Annotated in this window: 18 protein-coding genes and 2 pseudogenes; 4 read left to right on the top strand and 16 right to left on the bottom strand. The window is 74.0% G+C overall.

Annotation, left to right across the window (positions count from 1 at the left end; translation table 11 throughout):
* The 14 genes and pseudogenes from A4V12_RS32800 to A4V12_RS32735 all read right to left on the bottom strand — a co-directional run bounded on the left by A4V12_RS32800 (position 1) and on the right by A4V12_RS32735 (position 17,283).
* Positions 1-1,389 carry a glycoside hydrolase family 6 protein gene (locus A4V12_RS32800; RefSeq protein WP_079137549.1) on the bottom strand — a complete coding sequence of 463 codons (1,389 nt, stop codon included), beginning with the start codon at positions 1,387-1,389 and terminating at the stop codon, positions 1-3.
* Positions 1,390-1,411: 22 nt separating this feature from the next.
* A complete protein-coding gene (locus A4V12_RS32795) occupies positions 1,412-3,592 on the bottom strand; it encodes a cellulase family glycosylhydrolase (RefSeq protein WP_064073132.1) in 2,181 nt (726 codons plus the stop codon).
* A gap of 121 nt (positions 3,593-3,713) precedes the next feature.
* A complete protein-coding gene (locus A4V12_RS32790; RefSeq protein ID WP_064073131.1) occupies positions 3,714-4,997 on the bottom strand; it encodes a pectate lyase family protein in 1,284 nt (427 codons plus the stop codon).
* A gap of 10 nt (positions 4,998-5,007) precedes the next feature.
* Complete coding sequence (locus A4V12_RS32785; RefSeq protein WP_064073130.1) at positions 5,008-5,796, bottom strand: rhamnogalacturonan acetylesterase; 789 nt, start codon at positions 5,794-5,796, stop codon at positions 5,008-5,010.
* A 230-nt stretch (positions 5,797-6,026) separates the two neighbouring features.
* Positions 6,027-7,376: an ABC transporter substrate-binding protein gene (locus A4V12_RS32780; protein WP_064073129.1), complete on the bottom strand. Its 1,350-nt coding sequence runs from the start codon at positions 7,374-7,376 to the stop codon at positions 6,027-6,029.
* Between the two features lie 2 nt (positions 7,377-7,378).
* Positions 7,379-8,383, bottom strand: a pseudogene (locus A4V12_RS32775) (pectinesterase family protein); the annotation flags it as partial.
* Positions 8,384-8,546: 163 nt separating this feature from the next.
* On the bottom strand, positions 8,547-10,088 hold the full coding sequence (locus A4V12_RS32770) for a glycoside hydrolase family 43 protein (protein WP_064073128.1): 1,542 nt from the start codon (positions 10,086-10,088) through the stop codon (positions 8,547-8,549).
* A complete protein-coding gene (locus A4V12_RS32765; RefSeq protein ID WP_064073127.1) occupies positions 10,085-10,915 on the bottom strand; it encodes a PmoA family protein in 831 nt (276 codons plus the stop codon). The genes A4V12_RS32770 and A4V12_RS32765 overlap by 4 nt, the downstream gene beginning before the upstream one ends.
* Positions 10,912-12,057 carry a Gfo/Idh/MocA family protein gene (locus A4V12_RS32760; protein ID WP_064073126.1) on the bottom strand — a complete coding sequence of 382 codons (1,146 nt, stop codon included), beginning with the start codon at positions 12,055-12,057 and terminating at the stop codon, positions 10,912-10,914. The genes A4V12_RS32765 and A4V12_RS32760 overlap by 4 nt, the downstream gene beginning before the upstream one ends.
* Positions 12,058-12,060: 3 nt before the next feature.
* Complete coding sequence (locus tag A4V12_RS32755; protein WP_064073125.1) at positions 12,061-12,972, bottom strand: carbohydrate ABC transporter permease; 912 nt, start codon at positions 12,970-12,972, stop codon at positions 12,061-12,063.
* Entirely contained in the window at positions 12,969-13,907 is a 939-nt protein-coding gene (locus A4V12_RS32750) for a carbohydrate ABC transporter permease (RefSeq protein ID WP_064073124.1), read from the bottom strand. The genes A4V12_RS32755 and A4V12_RS32750 overlap by 4 nt, the downstream gene beginning before the upstream one ends.
* Before the next feature lie 93 nt (positions 13,908-14,000).
* Positions 14,001-15,716, bottom strand: coding sequence for an L-arabinonate dehydratase (araD, locus tag A4V12_RS32745; RefSeq protein ID WP_064073123.1), 1,716 nt, complete (start codon positions 15,714-15,716; stop codon positions 14,001-14,003).
* A complete protein-coding gene (locus A4V12_RS32740) occupies positions 15,713-16,615 on the bottom strand; it encodes a dihydrodipicolinate synthase family protein (RefSeq protein ID WP_064073175.1) in 903 nt (300 codons plus the stop codon). The genes araD and A4V12_RS32740 overlap by 4 nt, the downstream gene beginning before the upstream one ends.
* A 20-nt stretch (positions 16,616-16,635) precedes the next feature.
* A complete protein-coding gene (locus A4V12_RS32735; RefSeq protein WP_064073122.1) occupies positions 16,636-17,283 on the bottom strand; it encodes a GntR family transcriptional regulator in 648 nt (215 codons plus the stop codon).
* Positions 17,284-17,473: 190 nt separating this feature from the next.
* Here A4V12_RS32735 and A4V12_RS35920 point away from each other — a divergent pair.
* Positions 17,474-18,523, top strand: a pseudogene (locus tag A4V12_RS35920) (MFS transporter); the annotation flags it as partial.
* A gap of 205 nt (positions 18,524-18,728) precedes the next feature.
* On the opposite strand, the gene A4V12_RS37855 reads toward A4V12_RS35920, so the two are convergent.
* Together A4V12_RS37855 and A4V12_RS32725 are read right to left on the bottom strand one after the other, a co-directional pair.
* On the bottom strand, positions 18,729-19,919 hold the full coding sequence (locus A4V12_RS37855; RefSeq protein ID WP_064073121.1) for a hypothetical protein: 1,191 nt from the start codon (positions 19,917-19,919) through the stop codon (positions 18,729-18,731).
* Positions 19,916-20,845 (bottom strand): 5-dehydro-4-deoxyglucarate dehydratase, encoded by a 930-nt coding sequence (locus A4V12_RS32725; protein ID WP_064073120.1) that lies wholly within the window; start codon positions 20,843-20,845, stop codon positions 19,916-19,918. Before A4V12_RS32725 ends, A4V12_RS37855 begins: the two co-directional genes overlap by 4 nt.
* A 246-nt stretch (positions 20,846-21,091) precedes the next feature.
* On the opposite strand from A4V12_RS32725, the gene A4V12_RS32720 reads away from it, so the two are divergent.
* Genes A4V12_RS32720 through A4V12_RS32710 form a run of 3 tightly spaced genes read left to right on the top strand, consistent with a single transcriptional unit; the run spans position 21,092 to position 23,435 of the window.
* The gene (locus tag A4V12_RS32720; RefSeq protein ID WP_064073119.1) at positions 21,092-21,901 is read left to right on the top strand and encodes an NAD-dependent epimerase/dehydratase family protein; all 810 of its coding nucleotides are present in this window, start codon (positions 21,092-21,094) and stop codon (positions 21,899-21,901) included.
* A gap of 44 nt (positions 21,902-21,945) precedes the next feature.
* Entirely contained in the window at positions 21,946-22,176 is a 231-nt protein-coding gene (locus A4V12_RS32715) for a hypothetical protein (protein ID WP_064073118.1), read from the top strand.
* A 44-nt stretch (positions 22,177-22,220) separates the two neighbouring features.
* Positions 22,221-23,435 (top strand): TerD family protein, encoded by a 1,215-nt coding sequence (locus A4V12_RS32710; protein WP_064073117.1) that lies wholly within the window; start codon positions 22,221-22,223, stop codon positions 23,433-23,435.
* Positions 23,436-23,542: the final 107 nt, after the last annotated feature.

The raw sequence follows: 23,542 nt of genomic DNA, 5'->3' as shown, positions 1-23,542 counted from the left end.
TCAGGAGACGGGCGGGTGGGCGTGGGCGACGAGCATCCGGAACTGTTCGTGGAACCAGTGGCCGGCCAGCGGCGCCCCCGGCAGGGCGCCCGGCGTGGCCACCGGATCGCACATGGGGTCCGGCCGCTTTCCCTCGCCGTTCGGGATGTCCTCCCCGGCGCCGTCGGACTCGCCCGGCGGCTTCACCCACAGGAACGCGTCCAGGTGCGAGTCCGGGTACCCGTCGGGCGCGGCGCGCGGCGGCTCGCCCAGGCCCGCCCCGGCGACGTTGCACCACAGGGCGCGCCGCACCCTGCGGTCCGCCTTCGACTCGTTGACGTACGTGTCGAGCGAGGCGCTGGTGCTCTCCGCGGCCGGCCGGGCCGGGCCGCCCCAGCCGTTGCGGGAGGTGTCGACGACCATGCCGGTGGACGCGGGCCAGCCCTGGGCCACCAGTTCACGGTGGACGGACCGGGTGAAGTCCGCCTCGTCGAAGTGCGGGTTCCACCCGTAGAACGCGCTCGACCTGACCGGGCCCTCCCCCACCACCCGGTCAGGGTCGGTGAGGAACGGCTCGGCGAGCGGCGTGTAGTTGGAGACGTTGGTGACCAGCCCGTCCACACTCGCGAGGCCCGCGGCCGTCCCCCGGACCACGTCCGTGTACAGCCGCACGGCGGGGGCCAGGTTGGAGTCCCAGCCGAGCCAGCCGGAGTGCGCGAAGTCCAGGTAGGTGTAGACGTTGGGGACGGCGTGCAGCCTGTCCAGCGCGTACCGGACGGCCGCCACCTGGATGCCGCTGCTCTCCGCCGCCGCGCACTCCGGGTCGTTCAGGTTGGTGACGAGGTTGGGCAGCCCGTCCGGCTCGATGACCGTGGCGATGCGGATTTCCCGGTACTTGGGCCGGGCGAGCACCTCGGCGATGGCGTCGATGTACTCGGTGCGGTAGCGCTCCAGGCCCTCCTCGGTGAGCGGCAGTTCACCGCTGGAGGCCTGGGCGGCGCAGTCGCGGCCGGGCAGGTCGTACACGACGAAGGTGGCGACGACCGGCCGGCCGGGCTTCTTGCGGGCGAGCGCCAGGTCGAGGTGGTGGGCGAGACCCTTGCGGCCCCCGTTGGCGGACCCGCCGCGGACGGCGGCGATACGGTCCAGCCACACGGCCGTGGGGTGGCGCTTGACCGCCCGCATCCTCGCCCGGAGGGCCGGGTCGGCGGTCCGGGCGGCGGACCCCTCGACGAGACGGGCGTAATCGGGGTTGACGTAGAACGACGCGCCCGCGAAGGGGTTGTCGACGTGGACGGGCGGCCGGTGGCCGGCCGGCCGGGGGGCGGCCGCGCCGAGCAGCGTGGCGGCGACGGTGGCCACGGCCAGGAGGGCGGCCGGGCCCCGCCTGCGTTTTCCTCGGTACGTCATGGGAGTGCGGCTCCTTCGCGGGTCAGGCTCCGGCCGGGGGCGTGCCCCAGGCGAGGGCGGTGCCGGTGTAGGCGGGGATCGCCGGGGCGTCGGCATAGGCGGTGGCGGCCGAGCGGCTGTGGTCGTCCGTCTCGTCGAACGGGGACCAGTCGGCCTTGCTCATCCGCAGCTGGATGTCGCCGGTGTCCCTCCCGGCGGCGAGGGACCCGCCGGTGAACGTCACCTCCAGGTAGGCGTCCGCGCCGGCGACCGGTGCCGGCAGCGGGACGACGCGCAGCCGCACCTGCGCGCAGCCCACGGCGGCGTAGTCGCACCAGGCGCTGACGGACGGGGAGCCGCCGTCGCGGGTGAAGTAGTAGCGGGCGGACACGGTGGTCAGGTCGAGTGCGGACGAGCCGGTGTTGACTACCTGGAGTCCGGGCCGGGCGGCGTTGTCCGTGGGTGACGTGTCGTTGTTCCTGTGCCGGACCTTCAGGGAGCCGGGCGGGGTGCCGCCCGGTGCGGTGGTGACGTCCAGCACGGCGGAGGGCGCCGACACGTTGCCCGCCGCGTCGCGGGCGCGTACCGCGTAGCCGTAGGCGGTGGCCGGGACGAGGCCGGTGTCGGTGTACGTGGTGCCGGTCACCGGTGCCGCGTTGACCCGGACGGCGCCCCGGTACACGTCGTAGCCGGTCACCCGGACGTCGTCGGTCGCCGCCGTCCACGCCAGGGAGACGCTGGTGGCCGTCCGGGCCGTGGCGGTCAGGCCGGCCGGGGCGGTGGGGGCGGTGGTGTCCGCCGGGTCGCCGGGGCCGCCGCCGCCGTCCCCGTACACCTCGCGCAGGCTGAGGCCGGTGGTGCTGCCCGCGCCGCCGAGCGGGACCTCGTGGTCGAGCCCGACGAACTTGCCGCCGTGCTGCCACAGGGCCGGCTTCAGCAGGGCGTACTTCTCCTCGTCCCACGACTCCCAGTCGCCGAGCAGCAGGCCGCCGGTGTCACCGGAGTTGGGGTTGATGCACCAGAAGGTCTGGTGGATGCGGTGCTCGACGATCAGGTCCCGCAGCGCCGTCATCCACTTCTGGTTCGGGCCGCCGTCGAGGAAGCCGCCCCATTCGCCGATGAGGAGCGGGGCCTTGTTCTCCTTGTGCAGGTACAGCCAGTTGGGGTCCCAGACGTCCCGTTCGAGGGTCGTGCGGTTCCAGTCGCCGGTGAACCAGGGCTGGGCGTACACGAGCGGTCCGTAGTCGTGCGGCGAGTAGACGAGCTGGTCGTTGCCGGCGCCGAGGTCGACGGGGTGGTCGCGGACGCCGCGCAGGTTCCCGCCCCACCAGGTGGAGTGGTAGTCGGTCGGCGTGGTGGAGGTCCAGTCGGCGCCGGCCCTGGGGTGGACCTCGACGCCCTCGCACAGCACCAGCAGGTTCGGGTTGACGGCGAGGATGCGCCTGCCGGCGGTCTCGCAGGTGTGCTTGAAGTTGTCCTGGTCGGCCGAGCCGTCCCACTTGGCGCGCGGGGTCTCGTTCGCCTTGCCGTGCGGCTCGTTCTTGACGTCCACCGCGACGAGCGTGTCGTCGTTCCGGTAGCGGGCCGTCACCCATTCCCAGGCGGTGTGGAACTGCTCGGGCGTGATGGCGCCCTTCCACCACACGGGGTGGACGTGCCCGGAGTTGTCGGCCTCGGCGCTGTGCACGTCGAGCATGACCTTGATGCCGTACCGCTTGCACAGGGCGAGCCAGAAGTCGAAGACCTCCAGCGAGGTCCTGCCGGCGATCTCCGGGTTCGCGTGGGCGTTGACGTTCGGGACGGTCGCCCGGCCGTCCCTCCACTCCAGCAGCAGCTGGGTGGAGATCGGGACGCGGACGATGTTGATGCCCCGGTCGGCCATGGAGCGGGTGATCCGGGTGATGTTGCCGGACCACAGGCCGTGGAAGACCCGCTCGGAGGCGTTGAAGCCGAACCAGTTGGCGCCGGTGAGCCAGACCTCGTCGCCGTTCGCGTCGACGATCCTGTTGCCCGCGGTGTGCAGCCAGTCGTCCCCGGGGGCGGCGGCGACGGCCGCCTCCGGGGCGACGGGCCCGGGGGTGGCCGCCGCCGGGGCGGCGGGCCCGGGGGTGGCCGCCGCCGGGGCGGCCTGGGCGGCGGTCGCCAGTAACCCGGCGGTGATCGCGCCGGCCGCCAGTGCGCGCAGCCGCCGCAGCGGCCCGTTCCGTGTCCGTGACTGTCCCACTGTGTGCCCTTCCGTCGGTCCGAGAAGCACGAACAAAACGTGGGAGCGCTCCCAAGAGGCGTTGTTCATGAAGCCAGCCACCACGGGAGCTGTCAACCGTCCGGGCAGGATCGGCGTGCGGTCAGCAGACCTTTCCGGCTCCGGCCCGCGCGCCCACGAGCCCCGGCACCGCCCGCGGATCGTGGACCGCGGTCCGCAGCACCGGGGTCCACCCGGCGTCCGGCCGCAGGGGGTTGTCCGGGTTCAGGGCGTTGTGCGCGGCGACGAGGTCCACCGCGCGGCCGTTGACGCGGTTGCCGACGGCGGTGACCGGCGCGTCCTTCCACTTCTTGAGGATCCTCCCGGCGGCGACGCCCGCGGGGAGGGTGAAGGCGTTCTTCTCCGCGTACAGCCGCGACTCGATCCCCACGCCGAAGCTGTACGCGTACGCCGGGACCTGGTCCGCCTTCACCACGTAGTGGTTGTTGTACGCGTCGACCTGGCCGAACCGGACGCGCGGGGCGCGCTCGACGACGCCCGTGAACAGGTTGTGGTGCAGGGTGACCTTCAGCTTCCCCGCGTCGGTCGCGGCGGCGCCGTCACTGTTGCCGATCATCAGCGTCTTGTCGTGGTCGGCGAAGACGTTCCACGACGCGGTGACGTGGTTCGCCCCGCGCACGACGTCCAGTTCGCCGTCGTGCTGCTGGTAGATCTCCCCGAAGTACCGGGGCAGCGTGCTGTCCGGGTGGCGGCCGTCGGTGAAGGTGTTGTGGTCGATCCACACGTGCGTGGAGCCGTGCACGACCATCGCGTCGTACTCCGAGTTCCACGCGCCCGTGGCCCCGTCCGTGGGGTCCCACTGGGGGAAGCAGTCGAGCGGGCTCTCCAGGGTGAGGTTGCGGACGATGACGTCGTCGGCGTTCTGGATCTGGAGGCTGCCGCCCGTGATCCCGGCGTCCTTGCCGACGCCGACGATGGTGGTGCGGGAGGGGACGTACGCCTTGACGGCCCGGGCCTGGGCGGCGGCGGAGGCGGCGCGCAGGTCCTCCTGGGGGCCGCTGACCGGGGTGTCGAGGCCCCAGACGGCGGGGTCGTAGTCCGCGAGGTACCGGCCGAAGTCGTAGCCGTCGGCCTCGAAGGCCTCGCAGCCCCCCTCGGTCGCGTCCAGGGTGCCCACGACCCGGACGAGTCTCGGGGCCCCGTCGTCGACCGCCAGCGCGGCCCTGAACTCGGCCCAGGTCCTCACCGTGTGGGTGTGGGCGGCGTCGGCCGCGGCGCCGCCCGTCGTGCCGGCCCCCTCCGACGCCCAGCCGTCGCCCTTGGGGAGCACCTGGCGCCCCGGGTCGGACGCCGCGTGGGCGGGGGTGAGGGACAGGACGAGGGCGGTGCATCCGGCGAGCGTGACGCCCGCGATCCGGGTACGCATGGTCAGCCTCCTAGTAGGTGATCCACGCGGCGGGGACGGGCTCGTCCAGCCGCCGCACGTCACGGGCGGCCAGCACCGCGCGCTCGCGCAGGCCGGCCGCCACCAGCCGCGCGACCTCGATGGCGCCACGCGGCCGGAAGTGGGTGTTGTCCTGCTTGCCGTCCGGATGGTTCGGCGACTCGCCCGGAGCCAGCCAGGTGAAGTACGCCTTCGACGCCTCGGGCCCGAGCCGTCGCCACTCGGCGAGCGACGCGGCCTGTACGTCGACGAGCGCCACGTCCTCCTCGGCGGCCAGCGCCCGCATGGCGGCCGGGTACTCCCCGTGGGTCGGCACGGCGGCGCCCCCCGCGTCGAACCTGCGGCGCTCGACCGGCGTGAGCAGCACGGGCCGCGCCCCCCGTGCCCGCGCCCCCGCCACGTACCGGAGCAGGTGCTCCCGGTAGGTCGTCCAGGGCTCGGTGTACCGGGCGGGATCGCCGGCCTTCTGGTCGTTGTGGCCGAACTGGACGAGGAGGAGGTCACCGGGACGGAGACCGGCGAGGACGGTGCCGAGGCGCCCCTCGTCGACGAAGCTCTTGGAACTGCGGCCGTTGACGGCGTGGTTGGCCACGGCCAGGTGGGGGGTGAGGAAGAAGGGCAGGGCCATGCCCCACCCGGTCTCGGGCGCCTCGTCGGGGGTCTTGCGGGCGGCGGTGGAGTCGCCGGCGATCCACACCGTGCGGGTGCGCGGCCCCGCCCCGGGCGGCACCAGCGGGAGTGCGGCGAGGGCGGCCACGGTGCGTCTGCGGCTGAGGGACATCGGGGACCTCTCGTGGGTGACGACGGGTGCGGAGCGCCGCGCCCCGGGCCGGGCGGGGGGCGGCGAAGGGTCGGCGAGGCCCCGCGCGGTGGGCGCGCGGGCGCTGCGGGCGCTCGGGCCCGCGGGCCGGGGCGAGGGCGAGGGCGGGCAGGGGCTTCGGCCCGCAGCGGCGCGGGCGCCGCGGGGCGGGACCGCCGGGCCGCCGGGGCGGCGGCGGCCCCGCGCGGGGGTCAGGCCTTGTTCCGTTCGTTCCACTCGGCCTGCGCCTCGTTGAGCTGCTCGGCGAGGGTGGTCAGGAACTCCTTCGCCGTCATCACCCCCAGCAGCACCTTCTGGAAGTTCGGCTCGTTGTCCGCCTTGCTGATCTTGTTCCAGTCGGGCAGGTAGTACGGCAGCTCCACGATCCTGGTCGAGCCGTCCGTGAGCGCCCGGGCGCCCAGCTTGGTGGCCTCGGCCTCGTTCACCCACGGGTCGGCCGCCGCCTCCGTGTTCGCGGGTATGGCGCCCGCCGACTCGTTCCACTTGCTGTTGGACTCGTGCGAGACGGCGAACTCGATGAACTTCCAGGCCGCGGCCTTGTTCTTGCTGCTCTTGAACAGCCCCAGCCCGTCGACCGGGTTGGAGACCTGCACCCGTGTGCCGTTGTCCCCGACCGGGTTCGGGAGTCCCCGGAACTTGTCCTTGCCGAGCGCCTTCACGTGGTCGGTGTACGAGCCGAGGTTGTGGCTGAGCATCCCGATGGTGCCGGTGTCGAACTGGGCGACCATCTTCTTGAAGTCGTTGTTGACGTCCGCCTCGGGCGTGGCGGTCTTGAACAGGCCGGCGTACTTCTCCAGCGCGGCCACGTTCCTCGGGTCGTCGACCGTCGTCCTCGTCCGGTCGGCGTTCCAGAACGAGGTGATGCCGGACTGCCCGTACATCGCGTCCAGCGCCTGGGCGATGGAGCCGGCGCCGCCCCGGATGGTGTAGCCGAAGCGGTTCCTGCCGGCGTCGGTGAGCTTCGCGGCGGCCGTGTAGAACTTCGCCCAGGTGGTCGGCGCGTCCAGGCCCGCCGCCGCGAACAGGTCGGTGCGGTAGTACAGGGTGCCGTTGCTCGCGGAGGTGGGCACGGAGTACATCTCGTCGCCCCTGCCCCCGGCGGCCTTCACGGACGCGACCATGGTGGGGACGAGCTTGCCCTTGAGCGCCGAGCCCTCGATCCGGTCGCCGACCGGCTCCAGGGCGTCCTGGGCGACGATGTTGGCGAGGTACGCGGCGCCGACGCCGCCGACGTCCGGCAGGCCGCCGCCGGCGATGGCGGTGTCGTACTTGGACTGCACGTCCTCGCTCGGGACGGGGACGTAGGTGACGTCGATGCCGGGGTTCTCGGCCTCGAAGTCCTTGATGATCTCCTGCCAGACGGCGGTGCGCACACCGCCGTTGTTGTCCCAGAAGGTGATGGTCCCCTTGCCGGAACCCTCCTCGCCCGCGGCGGCGGTGCCGTCGTCGCCGCAGGCGGTGGCGGTCAGGGCGAGCACCGCGGCGAGGGCCGCGGCCATGGTGGTGGTACGGCGGCGTCCTGGGGTCTGCGGGTCGGTCATGGTCAGCTCTCTTCTCTGTTCGTGCGGGAGTCGTGCGGGGCCCAGCCGTCCCGGCCGGCGAGGTAGTCGGCGACCTCGTGGCGGGCGGCGTCGGGGTCGGACATCTGCGGGCGGTCGGCGGTCACGGCGGCGCCCGGTCCGTGGTTGCGGTACTCGGCGAAGCGGGCGTCCCGCCACGAGAAGCCGCCCATGTCGGCCCAGGGGGAGGACGTGACGGCCGCGGGGAGCCGGGTCTCCCGGATCAGCACCTGGCCGACCGCGTCGGGGTTGCCGCTCGGATGCCAGGGCCGGCCGAGGTGGAAGGTGCCGGCGGGGGCGTCGCTGACGATCCGGGAGCGGGTGATCAGGAAGCCGTACGGGTTGTCCTTCCAGGTGCTGGCGGCGGTGACGTACCCGTTGTTGGTGGCGGAGCCGCGGCTGAGCGCCCGGATCAGCGACCGTTCGACGACGGTCGTGGCCCGGCCGTAGAGGAAGTCGACGTCACCCTCGATGTACGAGTCGCGGACGTAGACGCGGCTGATGGCGTCGAGCCGGGGGCTGTCGGTCATCAGGGTGTCCTGGTTGCCCTTGAAGGCGGTGTTCTCGAAGACGATCCGGTCGCCGGTGGTCTTCATCGCCAGTGCCTGCTCGGCGTTGAGCTCGACCGCCGCCTCGTCGAAGTCGTTGACGAAGGTGAGGTTGCGGGCGGTGACGTCGGAGGCGGCGATCAGGACGGTGGCGCTTCCGGAGGAGCCTCCGTACGCGTTCGGCGTGTCGTGCACGATCACCGTGGCGGCGCGGTTCGGGCCGGTGCCCTGGAGGGTGATCCTCGGCTTGTCGGCGGGCACGCGGACCTTCTCGCGGTAGGTCCCGGGGGCGATCCGGATCGTGACGTGCCGGTCGTTGCCGGCCGGGACGGCGTCCACGGCGGCCTGGACGGTGGGGTACGCGGCGGGGACGTCGAGCACGGTGCCGGTGCCGCAGTTCCCCGGCGGCCCGGAGGAACGCTTCACCGGCGCGGGTGCGGCGGTGGTGCTCTCCCCCTCCCGGGCGCCGGGCGTGGCCCCGGCGGGGGTGGCCGCGCCCGGTCCGAGTGCGGCCACGAGGGCGGTGACGACGGCCAGGACCCGGCCGGGCAAGCGCTTGCTACGCAGGTGTGGCATGGCGGCTCCCATCGGTCTGCGTGAGCGGTCAGTTGACGTGGAACCCGGTGAACGTGGCCGTCCCGGCGCCGCCCTGTCCCTCGGGGGCCACCGCGAAGAGGCCGAGCAGGGCCCCGACCCAGCGCCATGGCGTGGCGGTGAAGACCAGCCCGGAGGGCCGCCACCCCTCGCCCGTGCCGCAGTCGTACGCGAACCGGCAGCGCGCGCCCGGCGCGACCTCGACGCGCAGCCGCACCCGGCCGCCCGCGGAATCCGGCACCACGCGCGCGTGCGCGGCGTCCCGTTCCCGCTCCGCGACCGCCTCGGCGAACCGGTGGACCAGCCGCACGGCACCGTCCGCGCCCCGCTCCAGCCCGATCCACGAGTAGGCGTCGCCCAGGACGGCCAGCCCCGCGCGGGCGCCCGGCTCGGCGGACTCCAGCGACAGGGACACCCCGGCCGTGAACGTCTCGGCGGGCAGGCGCTGGGTGAGGACGTGCGGCAGCAGGCGCAGGTCGCGGGCGTCGGCGCTCCGCACGCAGGCGAGCCGCAGTCCGTCACCGCCGTGCTCGACGGTCCACCCGGCGCGGGGGTTCGCCGTCCACTGCCACTGCCGCCCGTACCGCCCGCCCGGGAAGGCGTCGTCGGTCGCGGGGGCCTCCACGGGCTGCGGCGGCGCAGCCGGCTTGCGGTGGACGCGCACGGGCTCGCCGCGGTCGCCGAGCACGGGCCAGCCGTCCCTGTCCCAGGCCATCGGCTGGAGGTGGACGACGCGCCCGTACGCGCCGCGCGCCTGGAAGTGCAGGAACCAGTCCTCACCGGCCGGGGTGCGCACCCAGCCGCCCTGGTGGGGGCCGTTGACGTCGGTGCCGCCCTGGGCGAGGACGACCTTCTCCTCGTACGGACCGAAGAAGTCCCGTGCCCGGAAGGCGCCCTGCCAGCCGGTGTCCACGCCGCCGGCCGGGGCGAGGATCCAGAACCAGCCGCCGTGCCGGTAGAGCTTGGGCCCCTCCAGGGTGAACCAGCCGGGGATCCGGTCGCCGTCGACGATCACCCGGCCCTCGTCGAGGAGGGTGCGGCCGTCCCGGCTCATCCGGTGGCCGGTGAGCCGGTTCTTCACCCCGGACCGGGACTTGGCCCAGGCGTGCACGAGGTAGGCCTCGCCGGTCCGCTCGTCCCACAGGGGGCAGGCGTCGATGAGTCCCTTGCCCGCCTTGAGCAGGTGCGGCGCGCTCCACGGGCCGCGCACGCGCTCGGCGTTGACCTGGTAGATCCCGTGGTCGGGGTCGCCCCAGAAGATCCAGAAGCGGTCGTCGGCGTACCGCAGGGACGGCGCCCACACGCCCCGGTCGTGCCGGGGGGCGGCGAAGTCGGCGGCGGGCTCCAGCCGGTCCAGGGCGTGGCCGACGAGCGACCAGTTCACCAGGTCGCGGGAGTGCAGCAGCGGCAGCCCGGGGGCGCGGCCGAAGCTGGAGGCGGTGAGGTAGAAGTCCTCGCCCACGGCGACGGCGTCCGGGTCGGACCAGTCGGCGTTCAGCACCGGGTTGCGGTACGTGCCGTCGCCGAGGTCGGCGCTCCGCACGGGCGTCATGACAGGGCCTTCCGTACGAGGGCGGTGATCTCCCCCCGGCCGGGGGCGCCGTCGGCGACGACGGTGACCACCCGGCGCACGGCGGTGGCCCCGGCCGGCAGCGGCAGGCGTTCGTGCCAGGCGAGACAGGACCCGACGCCGGGGTACTCCTCCGTGCGGACGAACCAGGGGTCGCGGCGGGTCTCTTCGGTGGCGCCGGCGAAGACGAGGGTCCAGGCCGTGCCGCGCAGGGCCAGCCAGTCGGCGGTCCGGCCGTGGACGGCGTCCTCGCCCTCGGCGTCCGCGGTGAGGACGGCCGGTGCGGCACTCTCCTTGGGGGCGCGCCAGAAGAAGCCGCCGTACCCGGCGCCGGGGCGGCCGTTGGTGGCGGGGGACCCCAGGGAGAGGGCCGCGGGGCCGGGGTTGGTGAGCGCGAAGGTGAAGTCCAGCGCCCAGGCGGTGGGGGTCAGCTCGCCGGTGGCGACGGTGCGGCGCTCGCGCAGCAGCTCGCGGCCTCCGGCGCGCCAGGACAGGTCCTCGACGAACCCGTCCGGGTCGCGCAGCTTCCAGTGGTCGTGGTGCTGGACGCCGTGGTTGTCCAGCGCGGTGGGCCCCTGGTCGCGCACGAAGGTGCGGCCGCCCCAGAAGTTGTGCCCGGCCACGTCGGGCACGGCGACCGAGACGCCCAGGTGGTGGAGGTGGTCGCCGGGGCGTTCCTCGGTGACGGTGGTGCCGCGGGGGGTGGTGACGGGGTGGAGGTAGGGGCGCGGCGAGAGGCGGGGGTCGAGGTCGGGGCGGTGGAGGTAGCGGGCGACGGGGCGGCCCGCGCAGTGCAGCGGGGTGGTCATGGGGAGTTCTCCCGTCCGGGGCGTCCGGGTGCGGTCCGGTCGAGCTCGGAGAAGAGGGCGAGGGTGTCCGCGCTCGCGCGGACGAGCCGGTCGACGCCCTTGACCACGCGGCGCCCGCCGTCGGCGTACCAGGTCCCCTCGGCGAGCCGGCGCGGCTCGGGGGCGGTGCGCACGGCGTCGACGAGCCGCATGAAGGCGCCGGTGCGCTCCGGGGGGACGAGCAGGGCGGTGCCGTGGCGCAGGTGGGCGACCAGGTTCTCCAGCAGGTCGGTGCGGCCGTGGACGGTCTCCACCGGGCCGTGTCCGGCGCGCTGCACCAGGACCCGGTCCTGCTTGTACCAGAAGGTGATGCGGCCCCGGCTGCCGTGGACGACGACGTACGGCTCCCCCGCCTGCTCGGCGCAGAGCGTCACGGCGACGGTGACGGGGAGGCCGCGTGCCGTGGTGACGCGTGCGCAGGAGGTGTCGTCGGCCTCGATGTCGTTGGCGCGGGCGAGTTCCAGCTCGATGCGGGTGACGTCGTCGGCGTGCGGGCTGCCGGCGAGGGCGAGGGCGGTGGCCGCGGCGTGGGCGAGCGGGTTGGTGAGGACGCCGTCCACGACGTCGGTGCCGTCGTCCAGGCGCCGCTTCCCGGCCCAGGGGGAGCGCCGGAAGTACGCCTCGTCGCGGGCCCACGCCCCGGCGGCCCCGATGCCGGTGACGTCGCCGATGGTGCCGTCGGCGACGAGACGGGCGATGGCGGGCAGGGCGTGGGAGCCGAGCGACTGGAAGCCGATCTGGCAGGCGGTGCCGGCCGCCGCCACCCCGTCGGCCATGCGCCGGAACTCCGCCCAGGAGGGTGCGGGCGGCTTCTCCAGCAGGAGGTGCGTGCCGCGCCGGGCGGCGGTGAGCGCGAGCGCGGTGTGGGTGTCGATGGGGGTGCAGACGACGGCGATGCCCGCGCCGGTGGCGTCGAGGAGGCCGGCGAGGTCGGCGGACTGCGCCACGTCGTCGAAGCCGTCGAGTTCGGCGGCGCCGAGCGGTGCGAGGTCGCAGACGCCGGCGAGCCGTACCGCGCCGCGCCGCTGGAGGCGCCGGATGTTGTCCAGGTGCCGGCGGCCGTGGCCGCGGGCGCCCGCGAGGACGAGGGGTATCGGGGTCATGGGTCAGCCCTTCACCGCTCCGGCGCTGAAGCCGGTGATGAGCCACTTCTGGATGAACGCGAAGACGATCACCACGGGGACGGCGGCGACGACTCCGCCCGCCGCCAGGGCGCCCAGGTCGACGCTGTCGGAGCCGATGAGGGTGTTCAGTCCGACGGGGATGGTCTGCCTCTCCTGCCGGCTGAGGAACATCAGGGCGAACAGGAAGTGGTTCCAGCTGTGCACGAAGGCGAAGGAGCCGACCGCGATCAGTCCGGGCCGCAGCAGGGGCAGGACGACCGCGCGGAAGGCGCGGAAGCGGGAACAGCCGTCCACCCAGGCGGCCTCCTCCAGGGAGACGGGCACGTTCTTGATGAACCCGCTGATCAGGATGATCGACAGCGGCAGCTGGAAGACGGTCTCGGCGATGATGACGCTGCCCAGCGAGTTGAGCATCCGCAGTTCGCGGAAGATCTCGAACAGCGGGACCAGCATCAGCGCGCCCGGGATGAACTGGGAGCACAGCAGCGCCAGCATGAAGCCGTTCTTGATCCGGAAGTCGAACCGGGCCAGCGCGTACCCGCCGGACAGGGCGATCAGGGTGGTGGTCACCAGCGTGGCGACGCCGACGAGCATGCTGTTCTGGAAGAAGACGCCGAAGCTGCGCTCGTTCCAGACCTTGTCGAAGTGCTCGAAGGTCACCGGCCACGGCACGAGCGAGGTGGAGCCGGCCGGGCGCAGCGCGAAGAGCAGCATCCAGTAGAACGGCACGAGCGTGAAGAGCAGGTACAGCCCGAGCGGGACGTAGATCTGCCAGCGGGGTACGTCGTCGAAGGCGCGCTCCCGCCTCGGTGCGCGCGACCGGGAGGGGGGCTGCGGGCCCCGGGGCGCGGGCACGCGCGCGTGGGTGCCCTTCTCCGCGAGTTGGGCGGTCATGAGCGGTCGCCTCCGAACTTGCTCAGGCGCAGATAGAGGATCGAGCAGAAGAGGAGGATCACGAACGCGACGGTGGTGAGCGCGGAGGCGTAACCGAAGTCGTGGCCCTCGATACCGGTGTTGGCGATCATCAGCGGCAGCGTCGTGGTGACTCCGGCGGGGCCGCCGCCGGTGAGGGTGTACAGCAGGTCGACGTTGTTGAACTCCCATACGCCGCGCAGCAGCGTGGACAGGATGATGGCGTCCTTCAGGTGCGGGAGCGTGATGTGGAAGAACTGCCTGAGCCGGCCGGCCCCGTCCACGGACGCCGCCTCGTACAGGTCCCTCGGGATGGACTGGAGGTCGGCGAGGATGAGGATGGCGAAGAAGGGGACGCCCCGCCACAGTTCGGCGAGCACGGCCGCCCAGAAGACGGTGCCCGTGTCGGAGAGCACGGAGGTGCCGTACGACCCGATGCCGAGGTCGGCGAGGTAGCGGCTCATGCCGGTGGAGGGGTTGTAGAGCAGCATCCAGATGGTGGTGGTCAGGACGCCGGAGACGGCCCAGGGGGAGAAGACGAGGGCGCGGGCGACGGCGCGGCCGACGAACGTCTGGTTGACCAGCAGCGCCAGCACGAGCCCGAGGGCGAGTTGCAGGCCGACCTGGACGACGACCCACTTGGCGCTGAAGCCGAGGGTGGGCCAGAAGAGCGGGTCCTCGGTGAAGATCCGGGTGAAGTTGTCCAGGCCCGCGAAGCCGTTCTTCCAGGGCTTGGTGACGTTGTAGTTCTGGAGGCTGTAGTAGAAGACGCTCAGTACCGGGTAGGCGATGAAGCCCAGCATCAGCAGACCGGCGGGGGCGATCAGCAGGTACGGCAGGCGGCGCGGTTCGGCTCCGGTCCCCGTGCGGCGCCGGCCCGCCCGGGGGTGTTTCGCCACGGCTGCGGCTTGGGCCATGACATGTCTCCGTTCGTCATTGCGTGGGGGTGAAGCGCTTGCCGGATCGTGTTCGGTATCCCGGACATGCGGATCCGGTCAGGGAAGGGCGGTTCAGCCCGCGTAGGGGTCCGGGACCTCGCCGGCCCTCGCCAGGAAGCCGAAGTCGCAGCCGGTGTCCGCCTGGGTGATGTGCTCGCCGTACAGCGCGCCGTAGCCGCGCCCGTACCGGGCGGGCGGCGGGGTCCACGCGGCCCTGCGCCGCCGCAGCTCCTCCTCGGACACGTCCAGGTGGAGGGTGCGCGCCTCGACGTCCAGGGTGACGAGGTCGCCGGTGCGGACGAGGGCGAGGGGGCCGCCGACGTACGACTCGGGCGCCACGTGCAGGACGCAGGCGCCGTAGCTGGTGCCGCTCATCCGGGCGTCGGAGATCCGGACCATGTCCCGTACGCCCTGCTTGAGCAGGTGGCCGGGGATCGGCAGCATGCCGTACTCGGGCATACCGGGGCCGCCCTTGGGCCCGGAGTTGCGCAGCACCAGCACGTGGTCGGCGGTGATGCCGAGGGCCGGGTCGTCGATGGTGCGCTGCATGGTCCGGTAGTCGTCGAAGACGACGGCGGGGCCGGTGTGCTTGAGCAGGTGGGGCTCGGCCGCGATGTGCTTGATGACGGCGCCGTCGGGGCAGAGGTTGCCGCGCAGCACGGCGACTCCGCCCTCGGCGGCGAGGGGCCGGTCGCGCGGCCGGATCACGTCGTCGTCGTGCACCAGGGCCCCGGCGAGCTGTTCGCGCAGGGAGGCGTGGGCGACGGTCGGCCGGTCCAGGTGCAGCAGGTCGGTGATGCGGGAGAGGAAGCCGGGCAGTCCGCCGGCGAAGTGGAAGTCCTCCATGAGGTACCGGCCGCCGGGCCGCAGGTTGGCGAGCACGGGCACGGTCCGGGCGATCCGGTCGAAGTCGTCGAGCGTGAGGGGGACGCCGGAGCGGCCCGCCATGGCGATGAGGTGGATCACGGCGTTGGTGGAGCCGCCGAGTCCGAGGACGGTCGTCACGGCGTCCTCGTACGCCTCGCGGGTCAGGATGTCGGACGGCCTGAGGCCCTGGCGTACGAGTTCGACGATCCGCATCCCGGAGGCGGCGGCCATCCGGTCGTGGCCGGAGTCGACGGCCGGGACGGAGGAGGCCCCCGGCATGGTGACGCCCAGCGCCTCGGCGGCGGCCGTCAGGGTGGAGGCGGTGCCCATGGTCATGCAGTGGCCGGGCGAACGGGCGAGGCCGCTCTCCAGTTCGGCCATCTCGCAGTCGCCGATGAGTCCGGCGCGCTTGTCGTCCCAGTACTTCCACATGTCCGTGCCGGAGCCCAGGACCTCGCCCCGCCAGTGGCCCGGCAGCATCGGCCCGGCCGGGACGAAGACCGCCGGCAGGTCGGCGGAGGCGGCGCCCATCAGCAGCGCGGGCGTCGACTTGTCGCAGCCGCCCATCAGCACGGCGCCGTCGACCGGGTACGAGCGCAGCAGCTCCTCGGTCTCCATGGCGAGGAGGTTGCGGTAGAGCATGGGCGTGGGCTTCTGGAAGGTCTCGGAGAGCGTGGCGACGGGGAACTCGAGCGGGAAGCCGCCGGCCTGCCACACGCCCCGCTTGACGGCCTGGGCGCGGTCGCGGAGGTGGACGTGGCAGGGGTTGATGTCGGACCAGGTGTTGAGCACCGCGATGACGGGCTTGCCCAGGTGCTCCTCGGGGAGGTAGCCGAGCTGGCGGGTGCGGGCGCGGTGGGAGAACGAGCGCAGGCCGTCCGTGCCGTACCACTGGTGGCTGCGGAGGTCTTCCGGCCTCATGCGGTCCAGCCCCCGATCATCGCGGCGACCCGCGCGCGGGCCGGTGCGGGCAGGAGGCGGCTGGGCGGGCGGACGTCGCGGCGGCACAGGCCGAGGGCGGCCAGGGCCTCCTTGACGACGGTGACGTTGTCGGCGGACTGGTCGGCGGCGCGCAGGTCCTCGAAGGGCCGGATCTGCTCCCACACCTTGGCGGCGGCCTGCTGGTCGCCGGCGCGCAGCGCGGCGAGCATCGCCAGCGACACGGCCGGGGCGACGTTGACCAGCCCGGAGGTGAACCCGGTGGCGCCCATGGCCCAGTAGGAGGGTGCGTACAGCTCGGCGAGCCCCGCGATCCACACGAACCGGTCGAGGCCGGCGTCGCGGGCGACGGCACCGAAGCGGGCGGCGTCGGGCACCGCGTACTTGACGCCGATGACGTTGGGGCACAGTTCGCCGAGCCGGGCGATGGTGGCGCCGTCCAGCAGCGCGTTGCGCACGTAGGGCACGACGCCCAGCTCGGGGACGGCGTCGGCGATGGCGCGGTGGTACGCGATCCAGCCGTCGCGGGACACGTAGGGGTGGACCGGCTGGTGGACCATCACCATGCCGGCGCCGAGGTCGCGGGCGTGCCGGGCGGCGGCGGTCGCGGTCGGCAGGTCGTGCCCGACGCCGACGAGGACGGCGGCGCGGTCACCGGCCTCCTCCACGGTCAGCTCGGTGACGAGGACCCGCTCCTCGGGGGTGAGGGCGTAGAACTCGCCGGTGTTGCCGCCCGGGGTGACGGCCCGTACGCCGCCGTCGAGCAGCCTGCGCAGCAGGGCGCGGCAGGTGTCGCGGTCGACCGCGCCGTCGGCGTCGAAGGGCGTCACGGGGATCGCGACGACGTCGGCCAGTGCCGTCCTGAGGGCTGCGTGGTCCATGCGGGTGTCCTGTTCCGTGGTCACCGGGCGTCCTCCGGGAAGGCCCGCTCGACGAACGAGGCGATGTGGTCGTGCAGGGCGCGGGCGGCGCCCTCGGCATCCCCGGCCTCGGCCAGCGCGAGGATCCCCCGGTGCTCGTCGGCCTCCTGGCGCCAGGAGGGCCGGGTGCTCCAGGCGACGGTGGACACCAGGGCGGCCTGGTCGCGCACCTCGTCGAGCATCCGGGCGAGCAGCGGGTTGCCGCAGGGCAGGTAGAGGGCCCGGTGGAACTCGCGGTTGGCGAGGGAGCGTTCGGCCCGGTCGGCGGCGGTGTCGGCGGTGGCCAGCGCCCGTCCGGCGGCGTCGAGGGACGCGCGGCGGGTGACGGTCCGGCGCAGCGCCTCCGGTTCGAGGAGCAGGCGCACGTCGTAGACCTCGCGCGCCATGGCGGCGTCCACGGTGCGGACGGTGGCGCCCTTGTACTGGCTCATGACGACGAGTCCGGTCCCCGCGAGGGTCTTCAGGGCCTCCCGCACGGGGGTCTTCGACACCCCGAACTGCGCCGCCAGTTCCGTCTCCACCAGGGGTTTGCCGGGGGGCAACTGGCCGGTGAGGATCGCGTGCTTGACCGCCTCCAGGACGTACTGGGTGCGGGAGGGGATCGGGCTGGGGGCGGCGGCGAAGGCCATAGGGCGGCTGCTCTCATATCTCGCGTATCGCGTCTCATATATGACGTACGAAGTACGACGCGATGAAGCTAGGGCGGTGGCGGGTGTTCGTCAACGCTTATGACGAAACAGGTGCGTTGGGATTTCCGGGGGCCGGACCCGGGAAGGTGCCCGATCCCTCCGGGGGGCCTCAGGGCGCACCGTGGCGGGCATGGCGGAACGAGGGGTGGACGGGTCGGCGCACCGGCGGGCGGCCGGACCGGCGGGGCGGGTCCTGCGGGACCGGAACGCGCGGCTGTACCTGTCCGGGGTGCTGGTGTCCGGTTTCGGCACGACCGGGATGTGGCTCGTGGCGGGCGTCTGGGTCAAGTCGCTGACCGGGTCGGACGGGCTGGCCGCGCTGACGGCGTTCGCGATGTGGGCGCCGGTCCTCGCCGGCCCGGTGCTGGGCGGGCCGGCGGACCGGATGCGGCGGGGGCCGCTGCTGGTGCGGGTGAACCTCGCCATGGCGGCCGTGCTGCCGGTCCTGCTGCTGGTCGACTCGGCCGGGCGGGTGTGGCTGCTGTTCGCGGTGCTGTTCGTGTATGGGGCCGCCGGCACCGTGCTGGACGCCGCGGAGGCGGCGCTGCTGCCGGGGGCGGTCGGCAAGGAGGTCCTCGGTGACCTCAACGGGCTGCGCATGACGGTCACCGAGGGCGTGAAGCTGATCGCCCCGCTGACGGCTGCCGCGCTGTTCGCACGGTTCGGCGGGGCGCCGGTGGTGCTCCTGGACGCGCTGACGTTCGCGCTGGCGGCCGGGGCGTTCGCGCTGCTGCGGGTGCGGGAGGAGCCGCCGCCCGGGCGGGCGGGGGCCGGGGCGGTGTCCGGGGCCCGGGAGGGGGTGCGCCGCCTGTGGCGGTCGGCCGGCCTGCGGCCGCTGCTGGTGGCCGGGGCGGCCGCCATGGGGCTCGCCGGGGTGAACGGCGCCCTGGTGTACGCGGTGGCGGACGACGTGCTGGGGCGCCCGCCGGCGTTCGTCGGGGTGATGTACGCGGCGCAGGGCGCCGGTTCGGTGGTCGCCGGGGTGGTGGCGGGACCCCTGCTGCGGCGGCTGGGTGAGCGGGGGTTCGTGGCCGCGGGAGTCGCGCTGTTCGCGGTCGCGGCGGGCGGGCGGGCACTGCCGTACGACGTCGCGGTGCTCGTGTGCTGCGGGCTCGTGGGCCTGGGCCTGCCGTGCGTGCCGATCGGTGTGCTGACGGCGGTGCAGCGGCGCGCCCCGGACGCGGTCCTGGGCCGCGCCGCCGCCACCGCCGGCACGCTGCTGTTCGTCCCGAACGCGGTGGCGCTGCCGCTGGGTGCGGCCCTGGTGTCCTTGGTGGACGTCCGCGTGGTGCTGCCGCCGGTGGCGGTGGCCGGCCTGCTGACGGCCGCCGCGCTGGCGGCCGGGCCGGGGCGGCTCGGCCCGGGGCGGTTCGGGGCGGTTCGGCTCAGGGCGGGGTGGCTGCGAGGGTGGCGAGCGCGGCGCCGACGGCGGCCAGGTCGGGGTCGGAGGCGAGGCCCGCGTGGTAGAGCCGCAGTTCGGTGGCGCCCAGCTCCCGGGCGCGGGCGGCGTCGGCGGCGAGGGTGGCGGGGGACCCGCCCATGCCGGTGACGACGGTGAGGTTGGCCGCCAGGACGGTGTCCGCGCGCGCGTGGGCGGCGAACGGGGGCAGCACCGACTCCGCGCCGCCGGCCGTGCAGGGCAGGACGACGCCGTCCGCGACGGCCAGGACGTGCGCGGGGTCCGCCCCCGCGTTGGCGCCGGTGCGGTACGGGGCGGGGTCGGCGTGCAGCAGCACCCGGAAGCCCGGCGGCGCGGCCGCCCGGACCGCCGCGACGGCCTCCTCCTGGAGGGTGCGGGCGGCCCGTGTGCGCCACGCGAGGGTGGCGGCCGCCGGCCCGGCGCCCAGCAGTTCCTCCACGGCGGGCCACCCGGTGCCGGACGCACCGCCCGAGGCCCACACCGGCTCCAGGGCCCGGCGCACCGCGGCCCCGAGCTCCTGCGGGTCGAGGCCGTGCGCCGCGTACCCGTCGCGGCAGGTGGCGCAGAAGCACAGGGACATCAGGTACTGCGCGGCGTCCCCGAGGGCGACGCCCCCGATCTTGTCGTGGGCGTGCAGGTGGGCCATCCCGTACCAGCCACACGACTCCAGTTCGGTGCCGCGGGCCCCGGGGCGCACCGCCGCCTCGGCGGCCAGCTCGGTGAGGTGGGCCCGGACGGCGGGCCGGGCGATGCACGGGGCCCACGGGTAGCGGTCGCCGTAGGCGTTGACCACCGACGTGCCCGGGTGCTCGGCGCCCAGACGGGAGTTGTGGGCGAGGACGACCCAGCTGTGGACGTCCAGCCCGGCGGCCTCCAGGGCCCGGGCGGCCTGCCCGTACGCGTCGCCGGGCGCCCAGTCGCCCGCCTCGTACGGCACCAGGTCCCGTCCGGCCCAGCGGGCGCGGTCGGGCGGGTAGAGGACGGCGGCGTACTCGGCGGTGACGAGGCGGTGCGCCGGGTGGCGGGGCGTGAGGGCGCGGGTGGAGTGGTACGCGGAGGCGAGGGTGACCTGCCGGACGCCGAGGTCCGCGATCCGGGCGGCGGCGCCGGGGTCGCCGACGACGTCCCAGGGGTAGAGGAAGGCGGCGGCCCTCACCGCGCGTCCCCCAGCAGCGCCCGGCCGCGCTCGATGATCCCGGCCAGCTCCGCCAGGTGCGCCGGCGACGGTTCGCTGAGCGGTGGCCGGACCTCGCCGACGTCCAGGCCTCCCATGCGCACGGCGGCCTTGACCAGCGAGACGGCGTATCCCCTGCCCTTGGCGCGCAGTTCCACCAGCGGCCGGTAGAAGCCGTCGACGAGACGGTCGACCGTCGCGTCGTCGCCGCCGTTCAGCGCCCGGTGGAAGGCGAGGGCGATGTCGGGGGCGAAGCAGAAGACGGCGGAGGAGTAGAGCGTGACGCCGATGCCCCGGTAGGCCCGGCCGGTGAGTTCGGCGGTGGGCAGGCCGTTGAAGTACAGCAGGTCGAGCCCCTCGGAGCGGACGGCGCTCACGATGCGCTGCATGAGGTCGAGGTCGCCGTGGCCGTCCTTGATCCCGATGATGCCGTCCACCCGGGCCAGCGCGACTGCCGTCGCGGGGGTGAGGACGACGTTGTCGCGCTGGTAGACGACGACGTCCAGTGCGGTGGCCCCGGCCAGGGCGGTGTAGTGGCGCAGCAGCCCCTCCTGGTCGGCGACCACGAGGTAGGGGGGCATGGCGAGCAGCCCGTCGGCGCCCGCCTCCTGCGCGAGCCGGGCGTACCGGATCGCGAGGGCCGTGCCGTACCCGGTGCCCGCCAGCACCGGCACCCGCCCGCCGGTCTCCTCGACGGCCGCCGCCACGCAGGCCTGGAACTCCTCGGGGGTGAGGGCGTGGAACTCGCCGGTGCCGCAGGCGGCGAAGACCGCGCCGGCGCCGGCCTCGACCCCGGCGCGCACGTGCGCGCGGAACACGTCGAGGTCGAGCGCGCCGCCGGGGCCGTACGCGGTCACGGGGAAGAAGAGCAGGCCGTCGAGTCGGCCGGCGAGCGGGGCTGAGGTCACGGGCGCTCCTTGAACCAGGCGTCGTACACAACTGTGATCAGTGTCCATATTTCTGAACACGACCACGCTAGACCCGCTCCCTTGGACCGGTCAAGGCGGCGGATCGGCGGAAAAGGGCCTCCAGGAAGGGCGAACCGACAGGCGTCCACCCTCTTGACGGCGTTCTCGATCACTCCCTAGCGTGTCCACGCATGTGAATGCGGCCCCGGTATGTGTGCCGTCCCCACCCGCCAAGGAGATCCGCCCATGCCCGCTCCCCGCACGGTCCTGCTCACCGGAGCCGCCGGCGGCCTCGGCACGCTCATGCGCGGACTGCTGCCCGCGTACGGGTACGAGCTGCGCCTCCTCGACATCGTCCCCGTCGAGGGCGAACCCGGCGCGATCACCGCCGACCTCGCCGACCGGGACGCCCTGCGCGAGGCCGTCCGCGGCGTCGACGCGATCATCCACCTCGCCGGCATCTCGCTGGAAGCCTCCTTCGACAAGATCCTGCGCGCCAACATCGCGGGCACCTACAACCTCTACGAGGCGGCGCGCCAGGAGGGTGTGCCCCGGATCGTGTTCGCCTCCAGCAACCACGCCGTCGGCTTCACCCCGCGCCCGCGCGAGGGCGACCCGCTGATCCCGGTCGACACCCCGCGCCGCCCCGACACCCACTACGGACTGTCCAAGTGCTTCGGCGAGGACCTCGCCCAGCTCTACTGGGACCTGCACGGTCTGGAATCGGTCTCCGTGCGCATCGGCTCCTGCTTCCCGCGGCCCACGTCCGTGCGGATGCTCTCGGTGTGGATGAGCCCCGCCGACTGCGCCCGCCTCCTCCACGCCGCCCTCACCGCCGGGGACGTCGGGCACACCGTCGTGTACGGCTCGTCCGCCAACACCCGCCTGTGGTGGGACCTCTCGACCGCCCGGGCCCTCGGCTACGAGCCGCAGGACGACTCCGAGCGGTACGCCGCCGCGCTCGTCGCCGAGCAGGGCGAGCTGGACGACGCCGACCCCGACCACGCCCACCTGGGCGGCCACTTCTGCACCCGTCCGCCGCAGTGGCCGCACTGAGATCCGGATGACGCGCACGGCCGCGGCCGGGGAGGATGCGCCCCATGCCCCGACCCCATGGTTTCCGCTACGTCCGCCACGCCGACGGCACCGTGGGGATCACCCACCAGGGCCGCCCCGCCGGCACCCTGCGGGGCAGCCGCGCGGAGCGGTTCCTCGCCGAAGCGGAATCCGGTGACGCCCAGCTGGTGATGGCCCGGTGGACCGGCGCGTACAAGCACGGCAACGAGCGGACCGCCCGCGACCACCCGCGTAACCGGAGTGGCGGTAGGTAAGGGAACGGCAAAGCGATGTCGCTCGTTACCCCGGCATGACAGCTATGACCCCCGGCTCGAACATCCCGCTTGCCGTCACCCGTGTGGCGGTGGACGTCGCCGCGCCCGTGCGGCTCGACGTATCGGGCCTGCTGCTCACCGCCGACGGCAAGGTGCGCTCCGACGACGACTTCATCTTCTACAACCAGCCGTCCGGCCCGGGCGTGACGTACCGGTCGGGCGGCGGCACGGCACCGGACGCGATCATCGTGGACACGGCCGCCGTACCGCCGGGCATCGAGAAGATCGTCGTCACGGCGAGCCCGGACGCCGCCGGGCAGACGTTCCAGGGCATCGAACCCACCGCGACCGTCCGCGACGCCGACGGCGGCGCCGTGCTCGCCACGTTCACCCCGCCGCGGCTCGGCACGGAGACCGCGCTCGTGGTGGTCGAGGTCTACCTCCGCAACGGCGCCTGGAAGGTCCGCGCCGTGGGCCAGGGGTACGCCGACGGGTTGGCCGGCATCGCCACCGACTTCGGTGTCTCGGTCGACGAGGAGCCGGCGCAGGCCGCCCCCGCCCAGGCACCCGCGCCCGCGCCCGCCCCGGCACCGGCGCCGGCACCCTCCCGCGCCTCGACGCCCGCGCCGGCCCCCCAGGCCGCGCCGCCCGCTCCCCCGGCGCCCCCCGCCCCCGGAGCGGGGAAGATCAACCTCGACAAGGGCCGGGTCAACCTCCAGAAGAACCAGACCGTCTCCCTGGTCAAGGGCGGCCGCCCGCTCCTCTCGCAGGTCAAGATGGGCCTCGGCTGGGAGCCCGCGTTCCGCGGCAAGGACATCGACCTCGACGCCTCCGTCATCGCGTACGGCCCCCAGCGCAACCACCTGGACAGCTGCTACTTCGGCAAGCTGGCCATCCTGAACGGCGCCATCAAGCACTCCGGCGACAACCTCACCGGCGAGGGCGCGGGCGACGACGAGGTCATCGTCGTCGACCTGGGCCGCCTGCCCGCCGACGCCACCGGACTGGTCTTCACCGTGAACTCCTTCTCCGGCCAGAAGTTCACCGAGGTCGCCAAGGCGTACTGCCGGCTGATGGACGCGGCGACCGGCGAGGAGCTGGTCCGCTTCGACCTCACCTCGGCGGAGCCGCAGACCGGCGTCATGATGGCCAAGCTCATCAAGCAGTTCTCCGGCGAGTGGGAGATGACGGCGATGGGCGAGTTCGTGAAGTCGCGGACCGTGCGCGGCATGGTCAAGCCGGCCGCCCAGGCGCTGTAGGACCGGCTCCGCGGCGCCCTCGCGCGCAGCGGCCGCCCTCCCGGCGGCGGGAAGGCCCGGGCCCGGGCCTCCTCGCCGCCGGCGCCCGCCTCGCCGCGGCACCGGAC

The organism is Streptomyces noursei (genome assembly GCF_001646665.1).
GTDB lineage: Bacteria > Actinomycetota > Actinomycetes > Streptomycetales > Streptomycetaceae > Streptomyces > Streptomyces lavendulocolor.
Note: the sequence above shows the minus strand (reverse complement) of the source record. Positions and strands in the feature narration are given on the sequence as shown.

Bases quoted from the DNA above. Each gene is read 5' to 3' on its own strand.
- A4V12_RS32800 (WP_079137549.1), bottom strand. From the start codon at position 1,389: ATGACGTACCGAGGAAAACGCAGGCGGGGCCCGGCCGCCCTCCTGGCC.
- A4V12_RS32790 (WP_064073131.1), bottom strand. From the start codon at position 4,997: ATGCGTACCCGGATCGCGGGCGTCACGCTCGCCGGATGCACCGCCCTC.
- A4V12_RS32785 (WP_064073130.1), bottom strand. From the start codon at position 5,796: ATGTCCCTCAGCCGCAGACGCACCGTGGCCGCCCTCGCCGCACTCCCG.
- A4V12_RS32780 (WP_064073129.1), bottom strand. From the start codon at position 7,376: ATGACCGACCCGCAGACCCCAGGACGCCGCCGTACCACCACCATGGCC.
- A4V12_RS32770 (WP_064073128.1), bottom strand. From the start codon at position 10,088: ATGACGCCCGTGCGGAGCGCCGACCTCGGCGACGGCACGTACCGCAAC.
- A4V12_RS32765 (WP_064073127.1), bottom strand. From the start codon at position 10,915: ATGACCACCCCGCTGCACTGCGCGGGCCGCCCCGTCGCCCGCTACCTC.
- A4V12_RS32760 (WP_064073126.1), bottom strand. From the start codon at position 12,057: ATGACCCCGATACCCCTCGTCCTCGCGGGCGCCCGCGGCCACGGCCGC.
- A4V12_RS32755 (WP_064073125.1), bottom strand. From the start codon at position 12,972: ATGACCGCCCAACTCGCGGAGAAGGGCACCCACGCGCGCGTGCCCGCG.
- A4V12_RS32750 (WP_064073124.1), bottom strand. From the start codon at position 13,907: ATGGCCCAAGCCGCAGCCGTGGCGAAACACCCCCGGGCGGGCCGGCGC.
- araD (WP_064073123.1), bottom strand. From the start codon at position 15,716: ATGAGGCCGGAAGACCTCCGCAGCCACCAGTGGTACGGCACGGACGGC.
- A4V12_RS32740 (WP_064073175.1), bottom strand. From the start codon at position 16,615: ATGGACCACGCAGCCCTCAGGACGGCACTGGCCGACGTCGTCGCGATC.
- A4V12_RS32735 (WP_064073122.1), bottom strand. From the start codon at position 17,283: ATGGCCTTCGCCGCCGCCCCCAGCCCGATCCCCTCCCGCACCCAGTAC.
- A4V12_RS32720 (WP_064073119.1), top strand. From the start codon at position 21,092: ATGCCCGCTCCCCGCACGGTCCTGCTCACCGGAGCCGCCGGCGGCCTC.
- A4V12_RS32715 (WP_064073118.1), top strand. From the start codon at position 21,946: ATGCCCCGACCCCATGGTTTCCGCTACGTCCGCCACGCCGACGGCACC.
- A4V12_RS32710 (WP_064073117.1), top strand. From the start codon at position 22,221: ATGACCCCCGGCTCGAACATCCCGCTTGCCGTCACCCGTGTGGCGGTG.